The sequence below is a fragment of the Paenibacillus sp. FSL R7-277 genome (assembly GCF_000517965.1).
GTDB classification, from domain to species: domain Bacteria; phylum Bacillota; class Bacilli; order Paenibacillales; family Paenibacillaceae; genus Paenibacillus_AQ; species Paenibacillus_AQ silagei.
In genome coordinates, this window is sequence record NZ_ASPX01000115.1 from 57,806 (window position 1) to 76,027 (window position 18,222).

General features: G+C 53.0%; 8 protein-coding genes. All 8 read left to right on the plus strand.

Annotation, left to right across the window (positions count from 1 at the left end):
* The first annotated feature begins 31 nt into the window (after positions 1–31).
* The gene (gene treR, locus C173_RS28325; protein ID WP_036731551.1) at positions 32–751 is read left to right on the plus strand and encodes a trehalose operon repressor; all 720 of its coding nucleotides are present in this window, start codon (positions 32–34) and stop codon (positions 749–751) included.
* A gap of 219 nt (positions 752–970) precedes the next feature.
* Positions 971–6,931 carry an S-layer homology domain-containing protein gene (locus tag C173_RS28330; protein ID WP_036731553.1) on the plus strand — a complete coding sequence of 1,987 codons (5,961 nt, stop codon included), beginning with the start codon at positions 971–973 and terminating at the stop codon, positions 6,929–6,931.
* Positions 6,932–7,242: 311 nt separating this feature from the next.
* Positions 7,243–8,763 (plus strand): glycoside hydrolase family 43 protein, encoded by a 1,521-nt coding sequence (locus C173_RS28335; RefSeq protein ID WP_327196503.1) that lies wholly within the window; start codon positions 7,243–7,245, stop codon positions 8,761–8,763.
* Positions 8,760–9,755, plus strand: a complete 996-nt coding sequence (locus C173_RS28340) for a glycoside hydrolase family 43 protein (RefSeq protein ID WP_036731557.1) — start codon at positions 8,760–8,762, stop codon at positions 9,753–9,755. Before C173_RS28335 ends, C173_RS28340 begins: the two co-directional genes overlap by 4 nt.
* Positions 9,756–10,191: 436 nt before the next feature.
* Positions 10,192–12,999 carry an endo-beta-N-acetylglucosaminidase gene (locus tag C173_RS28345; RefSeq protein WP_036731559.1) on the plus strand — a complete coding sequence of 936 codons (2,808 nt, stop codon included), beginning with the start codon at positions 10,192–10,194 and terminating at the stop codon, positions 12,997–12,999.
* A gap of 145 nt (positions 13,000–13,144) precedes the next feature.
* Entirely contained in the window at positions 13,145–14,968 is a 1,824-nt protein-coding gene (locus tag C173_RS28350; protein ID WP_036731561.1) for a cache domain-containing sensor histidine kinase, read from the plus strand.
* The gene (locus tag C173_RS28355) at positions 14,961–16,478 is read left to right on the plus strand and encodes a response regulator transcription factor (protein ID WP_036731563.1); all 1,518 of its coding nucleotides are present in this window, start codon (positions 14,961–14,963) and stop codon (positions 16,476–16,478) included. Before C173_RS28350 ends, C173_RS28355 begins: the two co-directional genes overlap by 8 nt.
* A 206-nt stretch (positions 16,479–16,684) precedes the next feature.
* Complete coding sequence (locus C173_RS28360; protein ID WP_036731564.1) at positions 16,685–18,190, plus strand: ABC transporter substrate-binding protein; 1,506 nt, start codon at positions 16,685–16,687, stop codon at positions 18,188–18,190.
* Positions 18,191–18,222: the final 32 nt, after the last annotated feature.

Consider the following 18,222-nt stretch of genomic DNA (forward strand, 5'->3'; position numbering starts at 1 on the left):
GGCATGTTACAATATAGGGCGGTGATGATCGATGAGAGAGAATATATTTTTGCAGATCTATACGGAATATAGCAACCGTATTCATTCCGGCCAGCTTGCGCCCGGAAGCAAGCTGCCCTCCGAGAGTGAGCTGGCGGAGGCTTACCAGACTTCGCGGGAGACGGTGCGCAAGGCGCTGAATCTCCTGTTCCGTGAGGGCTATATCAACAAAATCAAAGGCAGGGGCTCCTTTGTGCTGGATATGACGCGGATGGATTTTCCCGTAACCGGACTGATCTCATTCCAGGAGCTGACAGGGACGCTCGGGGTTACCTCGCGGACACTGGTAGAGGAGACGGTCCTGGAGCCGGCAGGCTCTCTGCTGGCCCGGCAACTGCACATTACTGAAGAGACGCCGGTATGGAAGGTGATCCGCGCCAGAGAGATTGAAGCCGAACGGATTATTCTGGACAAGGACTATTTCCGCTCAGATATCGTCCCATTTCTGAGCAAGGAGATTGCAGAAGGCTCTATTTATGAATACCTGGAGTCTGAGCTGGGTCTTAAGATCAGTTATGCCAAAAAGCTGATTTCCGTTGAGCCCTCAACCGGGGAGGATCAGCGCCTGCTGGACCTGAAGCAATATACGCATATTGTCGTAGTGCGCAACTATGTGTATCTTGAGAATACCGTGCTGTTCCAATATACCGAGTCCCGGCACCGGCTGGACAAATTTCAGTTTGTGGATTTTGCCAGAAGGGTTAGGCGGTGAACGGTCAGGCACAGGCAGGCGAGGGAGCATTCCTGAAATAGCTGAATATGAAGCACCATAAGGCAGGGCGTTCACGTATAAACGTGCGTTCTGCTTCTTTTTTATGACTTTTTGTAGGAATTGTCGACAATTTTCGATTATTTGTGAGAATTTTGTGAGAATGATTTGCTTTTATTAGGGATAGGCTTGCATTTCAATGATGAAGAATGGAGTGAGACAATGAAGCGTAAGAAGCTGCTCGCACTGCTAATGGTGCCCACAATGATCCTGTCTATGTTTCCAGCGCCCCTGGCTGTACATGCAGATTCAGCAGATTGGGGAGCAAGGGCTGCCTATGGCGGGGAAGGCGGAACAGAGCTTTTCCTGGGAGGCAAATTCATTGAACTGGGGATAAGCAACTGGGGGAATTTCGGTACGATGGGCAGTAAGCCCGCTAATTTCCGTGGAACGAATTCCAGACCTTATCTGGGAATGAGTGCGGATCATGACGGATATGGAACAGGCAAAGATCTGCCAGTCGATTATTATTTGCCGGGTACCCCTGAAGAACGGTTCGCGGTAGGATACCAGATCGCCGGAAATACATATGCGAAGTCCAATTCAGCGCAGATGCACTCGATGGATATGCCGACCACCGTTGTAAATACCTCGCAGACGGATAAAGGAATTCTGAGTGCGACTACGGTATCTACATGGACTGACACTATGGAGATTAAGCAGGTGATCAGCTTTGGGGAGAACCAGAAATTCTACCGCAATGATGTGACTATTACCAATCTTACAGATAAGAATTGGGACGGGGCGCGGTATATGCGCTCAATGGACCCGGATAATACGGTGGATCAAGGAGGGGCATATGTCACCTCTAATATTGTGACCCACACCATTGAGGAAGATCGTGCTGCAGTCGTGAAGGCGAGTACTATTGCTGATAATGATCCGCTGTACAAGGCCTTTAATTCAAGAGCCCCAATCTTCTTCTATTCCAGTGATCAACGGGCGAAGGCTTCCGTCTTCGGGTTTACCAATACTAACCCTTATGCGCTGGAAGCTTACAACAGTCCGAAGGCGAAGAACGTGGAAGTCAAGGCTGATGCAGGGATTACCATGACCTGGGATTCTGGTACGCTGGCTCCGAACGCAAGCAAGAAATTCACCTATTACACGAGTCTCGATGAGAGGGATTTCAGTGAAGTCATCTCTGACATTGAGCTGGATGAAGGTGCCAGCACCGAGCTGGTGGAAGCCAAGGCGAATGATGGAACCGTTACCGGCAACCAGAAGGTGAAAATAGTCGGTGCGACCCTTGCTGAATCTATTGATCCAAGCCATATCCGTATCAACAATCTGCCGGAAGGACTTGATTTCGCAGTAACCCGGCTGAGTGATACGGAGCTTAACTTCACACTGACTGGTGCGGCGGTTGATCACGGCAAGGATGCGACAACGAAGAACCTGTCCGTTACGGTCGATAAGGAGAATCTGCTGGGGATCTCCTCCGGTCTGACGACCAAGACCTTCAGTGTAACGTTCAGAGATCCTGCGGCGCTTAGCCTGAATAAAGGGATTGTATCCGAAGCGGTCTATGGCTCGGGTGAAATCACTGAGACGCTTGGCGTGACGATTACTGGCGGCAAATTCAATGAAACGATTGATGCAGCCGATGTGCAGGTGCATGGTCTGCCAGCCGGTCTTGGCACTAGCGTGACAAGAGTATCCGACACAGAGCTCACGCTTCAGTTCACCGGTGCAGCTACGGTGACCAGCGATGTCTACGGAGCTTATGTAACCGTAGCTTCCGGCAAGCTTGCCGGAAGCCCGGCGGACTTAAGCACGAACACCTTCAAATTCGATTTCTTGGACAAAGAGCCTTATCTGGTGGTCAAGACACCGCAGCTCTATGAATCGGATCTGAATGATGGCACGATCGGGGATGTGCTTGTTCTTGAACTGAAGAACGGTTCTTTCGATGAGTCGGTTATGGATGCCATCGAAGCGGTGAATTGGCCGCCGGGCCTTACGCCGGGCAAGATTACCGTGGATTCTCCGAACCAGATTACGGTGGCCATTACCGGCCAGGCTGCCAGCCATAAGACTGCTGACAGTGTGAACCGGGCAGCGGTTACGCTAGCAGGCATTCCGTCGGGGACCTTCGCTATTCTGTTCCGCTCTCCTCCGGCAGTGATTGCCGCGTCTCCTGATGTAATCCACGATGCGGGTGACGGCTCAGCGGCAGAGACGTTGACGGTGACTCTGCGTAATGGATTATTTACTGAAGAGGTCGAAGGCGGCGTAAACGTCAATAATATGCCTGAAGGCTTAAGCTTCAGCGTGGTGCGGGTTAGCGGCACGGTACTTGAGATTCATTTCACCGGTCAGGCGGCTGGAAAGTACGAGGCTTCTGCCTTTGCTTCAGTCACAGTTGATCCTTCTATTATTGTAGACGGGGTTAAGCCTGTGACCTCCAATAACGTTGATCTGCAGTTACCGGGTGCTGGTGTGTTGGTGAAACGCGATATGGAAGCCTTAACCTGGGAGTTGATCCGCAAGGACAATACCCTGCAGAGCTCTGTGCTGAGCGGATTAGATTTACCCCTAAAAGGAGCGGGCGGCAGCACGATTACCTGGACCTCCACCAATGGAACGGTCGTTGCCACAGACGGGACGGTGACAAGACCGCCGTTCAATACAGGCGATCAGCCGGTTACATTGACAGCGGTGCTGAAGAATGGGGCATCCGAGCTAACGAAGACCTTCGAGCTGATTGTCAAAAAGCAGGCCGGCACCGACAAACAATCGGTAACCGAAGATACTTACCTGCTTACCTGGAATACGATCCGCGAGGAGAATGTGAAGCAGGAATCCGTAACCTCTGCGGTGTATTTGCCGAAGAATGGGACGAATGGCAGCACGATCACCTGGACCTCTTCCGATGAAGAGGTGATTGCCACTGACGGAACGGTAACACCACCTTCCTTTTCAAAGGGGGACAAGCCGGTAACCTTAACAGCGGTCATCCGTAAGGGAGACAGCGTGCTGACCAAAGAATTCGTGCTTACGGTCATCAAGCGTCCAATGACAGATGAAGAATCTGTAAATGAGACCTTGGCCAAGCTGGACTGGGACATGATTCGGGAAGATAACGAGGAGCAGGAGCAGGTCCTGACGGATCTTGACTTGATTACCGAAAGTACCAGCGGCAGCACGATCACCTGGACCTCCTCCCAGGAATCAGTTATTACTCCGGAGGGTGTTGTGAAGCGCCCCGCTTATGCAGATGGAGACCAGAAGGTTACCCTGACAGCAACGGTGACCAAGGGCAGTGTGACTTATCAGAAAGAGTTCGTAGTGACCGTTAAGGCCAAGCGTGAGAGCATCGATGAACAGCTTGATGAAGCTATGAGACTGCTGAGAATCGGTTATCAGGGGCAAGATTCGGCCAAGAGTGTAACGCAGAATGTCGAGTTGATCTCCAAGGGCTACTATGATTCCGATGTAGTATGGACGAGCCACCGCAGCGATATTGTCAGCATCACCGGTGAGGTTCAGCGTCCGCTGAAGGATACGGTGGTAAGATTGACAGCTCGTGTGACCAAGGAAGGCTTCTTCCGGGAGCAGGACTTCTATATTACGGTCAAAGGAACGGCTACGGTCGATCTTCCTCAGGATGAATTGAATATTCAAGTGACCTATGCTCCGGGAGATTCAGAGGAGTCGGTGACCCGGAATCTGTTCCTGCCGAAGACAGGAGAGACCGGATCTGTACTGACCTGGACCTCCAGTAACCCGGATGTTCTCACGAATACCGGACGGATCAAGCGGCCGGGACCAGATGAACAGGATGTGACGGTAGAACTTACTGTGAAGCTGGCAGACCCTGACCGTCCGGGCGAGATGCTGGTCAAAACCTTTACAATTGTTGTCAAAAAGCTCAGCGACCAGGAAGCCGCAGAGGATGCGGCAAGAAGCACCGGAATCAACACGGCGGCCACTTTCGCGCCTGGTGATACCTGGGAGAGTGTCACTGAAGCCTTCCTGTTGCTTCAGACCGGTAAATACGATACGAAGATCACCTGGACCTCCAGTGAAACTCCGGTAATCGCCGTCCAGCAGGATGCGGACCAGGCCAAGGGAAATGTAACTCCTCCGGTCCAGGATACGAATGTTATTCTGACCGCTACCTTCACCCGGAACGGTAAGAGTGCAGTGAAGCAATACCTGCTGATTGTGAAGGCGAAAGGCGTAGTCAAGGAAGGTGCCGTTCGTGAAGCAACGTCCAGAACAGCCGGACTGTCTACCTCTAATGACGGCAAGCCGCTGGAGCAGGGCGTGACCATTCTAAGAACGAACCTGTCTAACGGAACGAAGATTGACACCATTGTGATTGATGAGAACGAAGTGTATAACCTTGTGGAAGGCGTGAACCCGAATGACCCGGATACAGCCAACCGGAGTGTAACCATCACCCATGTGGATGATCTGTCTGCGCGCGCGGATGAAATTGCAGTTGAAATTCCATCAACGGCCGTTTCGATTCTTGCCGGGCGCAAGGCTTCACTGGATATTGTAACTGCACTCGGCTCGATCCATCTGGATGCAGCCAGCCTGGCACAGCTTGATGCGAGTGCTACCGACCTGTATTTCCGGATTGTACCGGTGAAGGACCCGCAGGCGAAGGCGAACGTCCAGAGCAACGCGATCCTGAACGGTTCTTCCAAGCTGTCACTGGCCAGTGACAAGACACTTCAGAATCTTGGGTCACCACGGGAGATTGAGACTAACTATGACAAGATCAATACGCGGATTCAGCTTCCGTTGTCAGAGTTCGCGGATCAGATTCCGTTGCAAAGCTCCGGGGTGCGCGACGCCTTCCTGGACAGCTTGCGGGTGTACGTTGAACACAGCGATGGCGAGATTACAATCTACACGCCAGAAATTGTGTATAATCGGGGCGGCGAGCCTGTAGCGCTGGAGATTCAGATTAACAAATTCAGTACCTTCCAGATTGTACGGATTACAGATAAGGCTGCGGAGCCTGTTAAAGAAACTGAACCCGCACCTACAACTGCACCTGCAACTGTCCCTGGGGTAAAAGGCGAGACAGTTCCTTCGGCCAGTGTAGAGCTGACCGCAGATCAAGTGAAGGAATTGCAGAATAAGGGCAGTGAAATTGTGATCGAGTCGAAGCTGGGCACGATTAAGCTTGACGCAGCTGCTATCGATCTGGCAGCGCTCAGCAAGCAGTTTGGACTGAAGAATGACAATCTGGGTGGCATTGTCATCACAGCTGAGCTGGCAGCATCCTCTTCTGACAGCCTGGAAGCCTTCAAGCTTGCGGCCGCGAAGCAGAAGGTACAGCCTGGTAACACTCTGGTGAACTTCTCTATTAAGGCGAAGTATCAGGGACAGACGGTACAGGTAACCAGCCACGGCTGGGCGAAGTACACGCTTGAAGTACCGGCAGATATGAAGATTACCACTGGCGTATTATACCGGGATGGTGCAATCTATCATCAGCCGACATATGTAACCGTTAAAGACGGACGTTACTACGCTACGATCAACAGCCTGGAGAGCGGAGAATTCGGCTTAATCTGGAATCCGCTGGAATTCCCGGATGTAGCGAAGCACTGGGGTAAGCCGGATGTCAATGACATGGGCTCAAGACTGGTGGTAAGCGGCACGAAGGAAGCGGTCTTTGAACCGCAGCGGGCGATCACACGGGCTGAATTCACTGCCATGCTGGCAAGAGCGCTCGGCATTGTCACCCATGGGGAGCAGCCTGTTACGTTCAGCGATGTCTCCGCAGGCGGATGGTACGGGCTGGAGCTTCAGGTTGCCATCGAGAACGGCCTGATCACCGGTTATCCTGACGGAACCTTCAGACCGGACAACAATATCTCCAGACAGGAGGCCATGGCAATTGTCAGCAGAGCCTTGAGCATCACAGAACTGAAGTCTTCGCGCAGCGAAGAGCAGACTCAGCAACTGCTGAAGTCCTTCGCAGATTCCGCTTCGGTAGCCAAATGGGCGATTGCTAATGTGAAGCAGAATCTGGCAGCTGGTATTATTCTGGGCAGAGACGAACAGCGTCTTGCGCCGAACGAGAATATTACCCGCGCCGAGGCGTCGGCTGCCATCCGAAGATTACTGATTCAATCGAATCTGATTAATCCGTAAGTATAAGCATCACATAACCATTGTATAAGCAAGATCAGGGTCGTCCCTCAGCCAGATTATGGTTGGGGGACGGCTTTTTGTTAACTTTTGAGACCACTACAGGGTAGCCGTTAAACTCCGCAAAAAATGACCATTAACCCAAGCAAAATGGCGAGCAACCGGTGTGTTTTTCCAGTACAATCGGTTGTAGGCGGAAATTGCACATTTTTTCGGGGGAAGTTCTTTAGTCTGCGCATAGGAAAGTTCATTTCGGGCTTGTAAAATAACACTAGCGATTGTAAACGCTTGCTTTCATTCCAGAGGAGGGTATGATGCATTCCATGAATGTGCGGAATCCCGTAATTGCCGGGTATTATCCGGACCCCAGTGTGGTCCGTGTGAATGAAGATTTCTATCTGATTAACAGTACCTTTGAATATTTTCCGGGTGTGCCTATTTTCCATAGCAGGGACCTGATCGACTGGACCCCGATAGGGCATGTGCTGACCCGCCAGTCCCAGCTGGATCTGCGGACCACCAAGAGTTCGTCCGGTATCTACGCCGCCACCATCCGCTATCATGCCGAACGATTCTACATGATTACCACCGATGTACGGGGCATCGGCAATTTCTATGTGACTGCGGACAAGCCCGAGGGTCCCTGGTCTGATCCGATTCTGCTGCCGCACGGGGGCATTGATCCGTCCCTGTTCTTCGATGATGACGGGCGCGCCTATGTTACGGTGCAGAACGGTGCAGGCTATGAGTCGCATATTATCCAGTATGAGATTGATCCGTTGTCCGGCGAAGTGCTGTCGGAGCCGGTCAACATCTGGAGCGGAGATGACGGCCCGTGGGTCGAAGGCCCGCATCTGTACAAGATCAAGGGCGTCTACTACCTGATGACCGCCTCCGGCGGCACGGCGGGTGATCACCGGGAGATTATTGCCCGCAGCAGCAGTCCTTACGGCCCGTTCGAGGACAAGCCGGAGCCGATCCTGACCCACAGGGGACTGAAGGACCACCCTGTCCAATGCCTTGGACATGCCGATCTGGTCGAGGATACGTCCGGCCAGTGGTGGGCAGTCTTCCTGGGCATGCGTCCCGTGGAAGGCCGGTATTCCCCGCTGGGCCGGGAGACCTTCCTGGCTCCGGTCACCTGGACGGAGGACGGCTGGCCGATGATTGACAATAATGAAGGCACCGTTATAGCCGACGATGAGTCCAGCCTGGAGGAACAGGTGCAGCGCTTTACGCCGGAGAGCGGCTTCGGGCCAGAGTGGGCATTCCTCCGCGCTTATGAAGCGGAACGGTATTCCTGGACTGAACGCACGGGAAGCCTCACCGTGCGCGGGAACAGCTACACGCTGGACGATGAGGCGCCCGCCGTGTTCGCGTGCCTCCGCCAGCAGCATCACCGGATGGAGACAGGCGTCAGCCTTGACTTCACACCGGTGACCGAAGGCGAGCATGCCGGACTGGCTGCGCGGCTTAACAACCGTGGATATCTTTTCTGGGGACTTACTTGCCGCAGCGGCCGCCGGGTGATGGAGCTTGTAGTGAAGAACGGTGAGGAGCGGCAGGTTCACCAGTATGAGGTAAACGGTGAAGGTGCCGTTCAGCTTCGCCTCCGCTGCGACGGCCATTCCTACCACTGCTCCTATTCGGCAGATGGGGTGTCCTGGCATGAAGTCCCGGAGACGGTTCATGTATCGGTCCTGTCCCCGGAGGTCAACGGCGGCTTCACCGGTGTCTGCCTCGGCGTACATGCCTCGGGCAACGGTACAGAGAATGCCAGCCCTGCTTACTATGAAGGATTCTATTATTCCAATATCAAAGGAGATGCCTTATGAATCAGCAACAACCCCCTAAGCCTAACCAACCGATCGTAACTCACATCTATACAGCGGACCCGTCCGCCCATGTCTATGAAGGCAAAATCTATATCTATCCTTCCCACGATCTGGATCATGACGAGCCGAGCAATGATAACGGCGACCAGTATAAAATGGAAGACTACCATGTTCTCTCGATGGACAGCTTCGATTCTCCGGTGGTCGATCACGGCGAAGCGCTGCATGTGAGAGATATTCCATGGGCTTCCAAGCAGCTCTGGGCTCCAGATGCAGCTTATAAGAATAACACCTACTACCTGTTCTTCCCGGCCCGCGACCATGACGGCATCTTCCGTCTTGGTGTAGCAACGTCGGAGTCTCCCGCAGGCCCGTTCTCCCCGCAGCCGAATTATATGGAAGGCAGCTTCAGTATTGACCCGGCCGTACTAGTGGATGAAGACAACCAGGCGTATATCTATTTCGGCGGACTTTGGGGCGGCCAGCTGGAGAAATGGCAGACTGGCAGCTTCGTAGCGGATGCAGAAGGACCGGCACCGGATCAGCCTGCACTTGGACCGCAAGTTGCGCTGCTTAGCGACGACATGCTGTCCTTCCAGGGCAAGCCAGCCGAGATCTCGATTGTCGATGAAGACGGGAATCCGATTCTGGCCGGGGATGAAGAGCGCAGATATTTTGAAGGCCCATGGATGCACAAATATAACGGCGATTACTACCTGTCCTACTCAACAGGAACCACGCATAAGCTCGTGTATGCAATCGGCAAGAACCCGATGGGACCGTTCACGTTCAAGGGTGAGATCCTGTCTCCGGTCATCGGCTGGACAACCCACCACTCCATTGTGCAAGTGGAAGACAAATGGTATCTGTTCTATCACGACAGCTCCCTGTCGGAAGGCGTCAACCACAAGCGCTGCGTGAAATACACCGAGCTGAAATACAACGAAGACGGCACGATCCAGAGTATCAATCCTTATCCGGATGCGGAGTAAGCTGGCGGATAAATTAATGAAGGCAAGTAACATATGAGGTAACCATGAAGCAGCTCCTAGAGGGGCTGCTTTTTGGCGTGGCAAGGGTGCGAGTGAGGCAGATGTAGGCGAAATACCGAACACAATGTGCTGGTGCGGGGCGCTCGGGCTGAATGTATACGAAAAAGCGAACACATTGGACAGGTGCGGGTGCGAGTGGGTCGGATGTGTGCGAAAAACCGAATACAATGGCGGCGACGGAGACGCGCGGGCGGATTGTAGTCGAAAAACCAAATACAACTTTTCTTTAATTTGACCAGCGAATCTTTAATTTAGCTTCTATTAGTCCTCGCAGGTGCTGCTATATAGTAACTTTGATAACCATTACCCAGAAGGAAGATTCATCCAGTTATTATGAATGCGTTCTCATCAATCTGAAGAATGAGGAGAGTGAACAATGGTAGCTACATCCCGGACACACAGAATTCGTAAGCTGACTTCAGCGGTATTAGGTACAGCGCTGCTGGTGACCCTACTGCCGCAGACAGCCATGGCCGGAGACACCTGGCCGTTCAAAGGTGAAAGCGCACACGGTGCGAATCAGCCCAGCGTACACGGCTATACCAGCCAGCACATTGCGGACTGGAGTCCGCAGAGAGATCAGGACGCGGCGCTGCTGCGCTCCAGGGTGCCGTTGCAGCAGCGGATTGCACCTTTCCAGCAGACTCAGGCCAATCCGGCGCTGAATCCGGCGGTGCAGATGATGAATGTTGCGGGCGATTATGGCAATGCTTTTATCGAGAATGCCCCGTACACCAACAAGTTCGCCCAGTACCACTTCAACTTCTGGCAGTACATTGACTATTATTCCTACTGGCACGGAACAGCGACAGCGTATACACCGCCGGAATATTACGACGATCTGGCCCAGTCCGACTGGCAGCAGAAATGGTTCGAGTTCGGCATGCTGAACATTCCGAATCCGACATATACCGATGCCGCGCATAAGAATGGGGTTATGTCGCTGGCCGGAGTGTTCTTCTCGAACAATGACCGGGGGCAGCAGACCTATAAGCAGATGATCGTCAAGGATGCAGCCGGGAAGTTCCCGGTAGCTGAGAAAATGATTGAAATGGCCCAATACTTCGGATATGACGGGTACTTCCTGAATCAGGAGGAGCAGAATCCGAATGTGGCGACAGCGGATATTCCCGATTATATTGCTTTTATGAAAGCGCTACAGGATGGCGGGCTGTATGTGCAGTGGTACGATTCCCTGAATACAGCCACGGGAGCCAATGTCTTCGCCAGAACCTTCAATAACAATAATATCTCCATGCTCTACGATAAAGCGGCCAACAAGCCGGTGTCGAATTCGTTTTTCTTCGATTACGGTATGGGCAGCTCGCAGATTACCTCGGCGGCGAATTACTTGAATACCTTCAATGCGGCCCAGGGGACGAGCTACAATCTCTTTGAGACCGGCTTCGCGGGGCTGGAAGCCGGGCGCGACCGCTTCAAGAGTGTGCAAGGCTCAGCCTTGAGCAGCAAGCTGGCCGGGGGAATTCCACGGACCAGCCTGGCGACACTGGGCGCGGATTTTGTCCATGCTGGTCTGGATGAGGATATGAATCAGTCCTGGCCGGTCTCGAACCGCACGGATAACCAATACCAATGGATGACGAACCTGCGCGAGCAGCTATGGTGGTCAGGACCACGGGTAAATCCGAAGAATACAGCCGTGTCTTCCAATAATACGGTGGCCGATGTGTATGCCGATAACCGCTACTGGCCGGGGATCGCTTCGGTCATTGCCGAGCGCTCGGTAGTGAAGGATGCCAACTTCTATACCAGCTTCAATACCGGCCACGGCCTCTCCTATTACAAGGATGGAGCGGTGTCCAGCGCAGCTGAGTGGTCCAATATGAGCCTTCAGGATGTTCCGGTCACCTGGCAATGGTGGCAGGATACTACAGGCAACCGCCTGAACGTGGACTTCGATTATGGTCCGGGTTATGACCAGACTGCCAATTCGCGTATGAATTACCAGCAACTTGGCGGTTACAACGGCGGAAGCTCGCTGGCAGTGAGCGGGAATCTGAACAGCGAGAACTTCCTGCGTCTCTATAAGAGCGATCTTGCCGTACAAGCTGGTTCTAAGCTGTCCATCGTCTACAACAAGCCGTCTGCCGATGATGGCTCTGTCCTGAGTGCCGGACTGATCTTCCGTGACCAGCCTGCCCAGGTAGTGAAGGTTCCTGTTGCAAATAGCGGGAAGCATACCACGGGCTGGACCACAGCCGAGCTTAATCTTGGTGCTTATGCCGGCCGGGAGATCGCGGCCTTCGGCCTGGTGTTCACCCCTGGAGCCACACAAGCAGCCAATTACCAGATGAACATCGGCCAACTGCGGATTCATGACGGCTCGGCAGTCAAGCCATCCGCTCCTACTGGTCTTTCCATTGCCCAGGCGCTGTCCGGCACAGATGAGATGATCGTGAAGTGGAGCATGGACACCGATTACTCCAAGGTGAAGCAATACAATGTATACGTGAATGATATCTATGTGGGCGGGAAGTATGATGAGACCTTCTATATCAAGAAGCTTCCGGCCAAATCCGGCGTGTTGAAGGTGGCGGCTGTAGGCGCAGACGGGCTTGAGGGCGATCCGGCCACGCTGTCCTTCGACCTGAATGCTGCGGTATCCAAGGTGACTGCCGAATCCGCTGCGAATGGAGACTTCCTGGTAAAGTGGACGAATCCCGCCGCAGCCCAGGGAAGTATCAAGGTAACAGTGAAGTCGGTGAACTGGACTACCACGCCGCAGCCGGTATCGAAGGAATTGACCGTGCCGCAGGGGGCAACCTCAGCCTTGTTCCAGAATATGCCGGTGAACGGAGATGAGTATACGGTTACCGTTCAAGCCGGAAATACCGATAAAATAACCTATAACGGAACGTTCACCGACAAGGTGTCCGAGCCTTATGCAGAGAACTGGTCCTGGAACGGAAATACGCTGAACCTGCCGATGCCAAGCACCCGGGACTGGCGGTATATGTACATTAAGGAAGACGGCCAGAACCGGTCGTTCCCGGTCACCTATCTGTCCGGTGCTGCGGGCATGAAGCCGATGATTATCCGCGGCCGCACGACTAAGGCTGCGCTGAGCTTCACCTCTACCGCAGCAGTAGTTACAGTGGTCATGGAGGATTACAGCGGCAACAAGTCGCAGCCTGTATACCTTAAAGGCCAACCAACGCCGTAAGGCGCGGGTAGGGAATAAGTACCGCCCATTCTGCACAACATACACAAAGCGCTCACCCTCTGGCAAAATTAGCAGGGGGGAGCGCTTCTTGTGTATCCCGGCTAGCCGTGCCTGCAAGGCTATCACGTATGTTAGGAGGTGAATGATGCGAAGCCTTTCGCTGTACCGCAAGTATTTTAAAGACAATATGTTCCTGCGCTTCACGCTGATCGTGTCCTGTATCTTCATAGCCACCATTATCGCCTTCTCCATTCTGGTGCTGATGCTAATCTCGGATTCGGCAGTGCAGCGCCAGATGGATATCCAGCGCAAGAGCATGGAGAGCGTCAGCAATTATGTGGAGAACAAATATCAGTCCGTTCAGGATATGCTCCGTGATGTGTACAGGGACGCGAGTCTGGCCAGTAATACGACCTTCCTGCTGGAGAATCCCTTAAGCGATTATATCGAGCACCGGCTGGACCGCTTTCTGCTGGGGGAACAGTCTACCTCGAACGCCATCCAGTATTTCCAGAACAAGATTGACGATGATCCCGATATCCGCGGCCTGATCCTGTACAGCGCCAACCAGCAGGTCATGTATTATTACGACAACCGCCGGCAGTTCGAGCGGATCTCGACCAATGCGGCGCATTCTTTTGTCCCGGATTCGATGGTGCTGGGTGAGGAGAGTGTTGTCTCCGTTCCAAATATTTGGGTGCTGAAAAGTATAGGGATGCCGACAGCCCCAATGTTCTCTGTGAAAATACCCATCAACAATAAGTCCTCGCTGCTAAATATCGGGCAGCTGCTGGTCTACTTCGACTCCGAGGCGATCTGGCAGTCCATGAATAACTATAAGCAGGATTTCAAAGGCGACATCCTCGTGCTCTCAGCTCAGAATGAAGTCATCTTCGATTCCTCGGGTAAGGGGTACGGCCGGAAGCTGCCGAAGCTGCAAGGGATTAACGCCGGCGAGGAGGTTACAGTGGATGGAATGGTTGTCACCAGCCAGACGCAGAGCCAGGCCGGTTATACGGTGGTCAGCCTGATCTCGAAGCAGGAGCTGGCTGAGACCTACAGCAGTGCGCGGAGCACCATTGTGTCCATCGCACTCGTCTGTATTCTGTTTGCCGTGCTGCTGCCGGCGATGTTCATTTCTAATTTTGCCAAACGGACCCACCGCATTATCCGCTTCACCCGCAAAGTCAAGAACGGGGATCTGAACACCCGGATTGTGGACGGCAAGGAAGATGAATTAGGCCAGATTGCCAAAAGCTTCAACAGCATGCTGGATGAACTGAACCAGTATATCGACCAGGTCTATAAGGCGGAAATCAAACAGAAGCATACGGAGATCGCTACGCTGGAAGCTAGGGTGAATCCGCATTTTCTGTATAATACATTAGAGGTTATCCGGATGCGGGCGATTTCAAGCGGGGCGAAGGATGTTGGTGAAATGATCTACAGCCTGTCCATGCTGTTCAAGTCGTACGTCCGTCCGAAGCTGAAATATACGTTCAAGGATGAGCTGGAGGCTTGCCGTCTGTATCTGGAATTATTCCGTATCCGGTACAAGGACAGGTTCGCGTATACCATCGAATGCAGCCCAGAGCTGGAAGAGCTTCCTGTGCTCAAAATGTCGCTGCAGCCGGTCATTGAGAACTATGTTCTGCACGGCATGCGGACAGGTCAGACTGATAATGTGATCCGTATTGTGATCACAGCGGAGCCGGAGAATATCCGCGCGGTTGTTACGGATAACGGCAAAGGGATCGCGGAGGAGCGGCTGGCCCGGCTCCGCGAGGTGCTGGAGGATCACGGCGAATTGTCCGGGTCCGAGTCGTTCGGGCTGCGCAGCATTCATGAGCGGCTGAGACTGATGTACGGCAAGTCTTACGGTGTAGAGCTGGAGAGTGAGGAGGGCAGCGGAACAGTGGTTACGATTACTTTTCCATACCCGCTGAAGGAGGAGAACGCAGATGTATAAGGTGTTTATTGTGGATGATGAGCCGTTCATTCTTAGCGGCCTGCAGGATATATTGGACTGGGAGGAGCTGGGCCTCACGATTGCGGGGCAGGCGGAGAACGGGCAGGAAGCGCTGGAGCAGCTGCGGGAGATTCCCGCTGATATTCTGATTACCGATATCTCCATGCCGGTGATGACCGGCCTTGAGCTGATCCGCGCAGTCCGGGAATTCCGCCCGGATCTCAAGGTGGTGGTGCTGAGCGGCTTCGATGAATTCATGTATGTGAAGGAAGGCTTGGCGCTCGGGATCGAGAATTATCTGCTGAAGCCGATTAATCTGGAGGAATTCCAGCAGACGCTGGAGACGATTGTGGAGAAGCTGAACGTCTCCAGGCTGGATATGCAGTGGTGGGAATATACGAATTCCGTATTGAAGGATAATGTGCTGCTGCGCTGGCTGCGGGGGCAGATTGATCCGCAGGAGCGCTCCGAACGGCTGAATCTGATCGGCCTGCCGCTCACAAGCCGTTATGTGCAGGTTGCCCTGCTACAGGTCGAGCCGGCAATGGATACCTTCAGGAAGAGGGTATCCGATCTGGCAGAGGCAGAGGCTTCGTTCTTCATGTTCTGGGATTCGGACAATGATCTGGTGCTGATACATAACTATGAAGAAGCCTCCGCCGGAGCGGAGGAAATGGCGTTCATGCTGGAGGAGATTACCGGCTTATGCACCGGCGGTGAGAAGCTGCGCGCAGCAGTGGGCTCGCCTGTCTACGGGGTGGACGCCGCTCCCGCAAGCTACGAGCAGGCGAAGCAGGCGCAGGAGTTCCTGGAGATTCACCCGGAGCGCAGCATTATCTATTATGAGCAGCTGAGGGACCGGAAGGAGGATCTGGGGGCGGTTCTGCCGGAAGACTGGAGCGATTACGCCAAGCTCATTATGTCCAAGAATGTGGCAGGGCTGTCCGAGCAGTTGGAGCTCTATTTCTCGGCCCCCGCAATGGATGGATTAACGCCAGCGATGCTGGAGGAGATCTCGCTGGAATGGATGTTGTTCTTCCGGGTGCTGATCAAGGATATCCGCAGTGAAACGGAGCGTGAGTCTATTGCCGAGGGCTTGACGGCGATCCGCCGGGCGAATTCGCTGCCCGCACTGTCCGCTGCGCTCCGGCAGACCTCGGCTGGCATCATCGGGATGCTGGACCGGGAGCTGAAGAGCCCGGTGGTGAATCAGGTGCTGAATTATATCGCGAAATCGTACAGTGAGGATCTGTCGCTGAAGAAGCTGGGCTTCATGTTCAACATTCATCCGGTGTATCTGGGACAGCTGTTTCACAAGACGACCGGCGAATCCTTTGCGGAATATATGAACCGCTACCGGATCGATAAGGCCAAGGAACAGCTTCGCACGACGAACCTGAAGGTGCATGAAATCGCAAGAAGCGTGGGATACTGGGAAATGGGATACTTCTACAAGCAGTTCAAGAAATATGTCGGGATCTCCCCGACAGAGTTCAAGGGGCTCCTTTGAAGGCGGCTCTTTTTGAAAAGAAAAGAAATTATATGTTAGGTACGGAGTTATTTTTCTTTATTTCATACCTGAAAATATATAGTTTCTCTTCTATTTGAAACTGCTTTCATCTTATAAAGTTAAGGTATAGCCCAAGGAAACCAGCAGCCGGAAATGCCCGGCAGGCCTGAATTTTCCGGACAGCTAATTAAAAGGGGGTACGGCAAATGAGTAAGAAAAAGAAACACTTCTCCTTGTTGTTGACAACGCTTTTAACCGTTTCACTGGCGCTAACGGCGTGCGGGGGAAACAGTAAGAACAATGCAGGCGGGGAAGCAGCTTCGGGCGGCAACAAAGCCTCGGAGACTACCGAAAAGCCAGTGGAACTGATCTGGTATACGATCGGGCCGCCGCAGAAGGATATGGACAAGGTCCTCACAGAAGTCAATAAATACACACTTGAAAAAATCAACGCCACACTCGATATCAAAATGCTCGACTTCGGGGACTACACGCAAAAAATGCAGGTTATGGCGGCTTCCGGTGAGCCTATGGATATCCTGTTCACCTCGTCCTGGGCCTTCGATTATGTGCAGAATGCACGTAAGGGCGCCTTCCTGCAGCTCGATGATCTGCTGAAGAATCAGGGCAAGGGCATTGTGGATACCATTGATCCGGCCTTCCTGGAAGGTTCTAAGGTAGACGGCCACAACTATGCGATACCGGCCAACAAAGAGCTTCCGGCTCAAGAGGTGTTCCGCTTCAATAAAGAGCTGCTCGACAAATACAAGCTGGATTTGACCAGCGTGAAGACGATGGCCGATCTTGAGCCGCTGCTCAAAACGATTAAGGAAAACGAGCCTGGAGTCACTCCTTACGCGATGGTGAAGGACTTCATGCCGATTATGCCTTTTGACTATGTGATCGAGAAGATGCCGATGGCTGTCTATATGGACACCAAGGACTACAAAGTGGTCAACATCCTGGAAACACCTGAGATTAAGGAAGCGCTTAAGACCGTCCGCAAATTCTACCAGGCGGGTTACATCTCCCCTGAAGTAGCGACTACCTCATCGGTAGATGATTTGTACAAAGCCGGCAAATGGTTCACTGACCGTGCATCCACCCAGCCGATGGCCGACAACCTGTGGTCTGCAAGCTATGGGTATCCGGTAGTATCGACACCAGCCAGTCAGCCTTATATCTATAACTGGTCGGTAATGGGCTCCATGCAGGCGATCTCGGCTAACTCCGAGTACCCTGAGAAAGCGATGGAATTCCTGAACCTGCTGAACACTGACCCTAAGCTGCGCAACATGATCGACTCCGGGATCGAGGGCGTACATTACGAGAAGATCAGCGACAACATGATCAAGAACCTCCCGGATGCGAAGAACTACGACATGCCTACGTTCTCCCTAGGTAACATCATGATCAACTATCTGAACGAAGGCGACCCTGAGAACAAATGGGAAGAGTTCAAAAAGTTCAACGATGCCGGTATCAATGCTCCGCTGCTCGGCTTCAACTTCGATACGTCCAAGGTGACGAATGAAATCGCCGCTGTTCAGAACGTGAAGGAAGAATTCTGGGCACCTCTGATGACCGGATCTGTAGAATCGGAAGAGTACCTGACCAAGGCTAACGAGAAACTCAAAGCAGCCGGTCTGGATAAAATTATTGCCGAAGCTCAAACGCAGATCGACGCCTGGAAAGCAGCGAATAATAAGTAGCATTCTATTAGAGGATCGGGCGGGTGATTAGA

Coding starts and splice junctions, on each gene's coding strand:
- C173_RS28330 (WP_036731553.1), top strand. CDS start 971: ATGAAGCGTAAGAAGCTGCTCGCACTGCTAATGGTGCCCACAATGATC.
- C173_RS28340 (WP_036731557.1), top strand. CDS start 8,760: ATGAATCAGCAACAACCCCCTAAGCCTAACCAACCGATCGTAACTCAC.
- C173_RS28335 (WP_327196503.1), top strand. CDS start 7,243: ATGCATTCCATGAATGTGCGGAATCCCGTAATTGCCGGGTATTATCCG.
- treR (WP_036731551.1), top strand. CDS start 32: ATGAGAGAGAATATATTTTTGCAGATCTATACGGAATATAGCAACCGT.
- C173_RS28345 (WP_036731559.1), top strand. CDS start 10,192: ATGGTAGCTACATCCCGGACACACAGAATTCGTAAGCTGACTTCAGCG.
- C173_RS28355 (WP_036731563.1), top strand. CDS start 14,961: ATGTATAAGGTGTTTATTGTGGATGATGAGCCGTTCATTCTTAGCGGC.
- C173_RS28350 (WP_036731561.1), top strand. CDS start 13,145: ATGCGAAGCCTTTCGCTGTACCGCAAGTATTTTAAAGACAATATGTTC.
- C173_RS28360 (WP_036731564.1), top strand. CDS start 16,685: ATGAGTAAGAAAAAGAAACACTTCTCCTTGTTGTTGACAACGCTTTTA.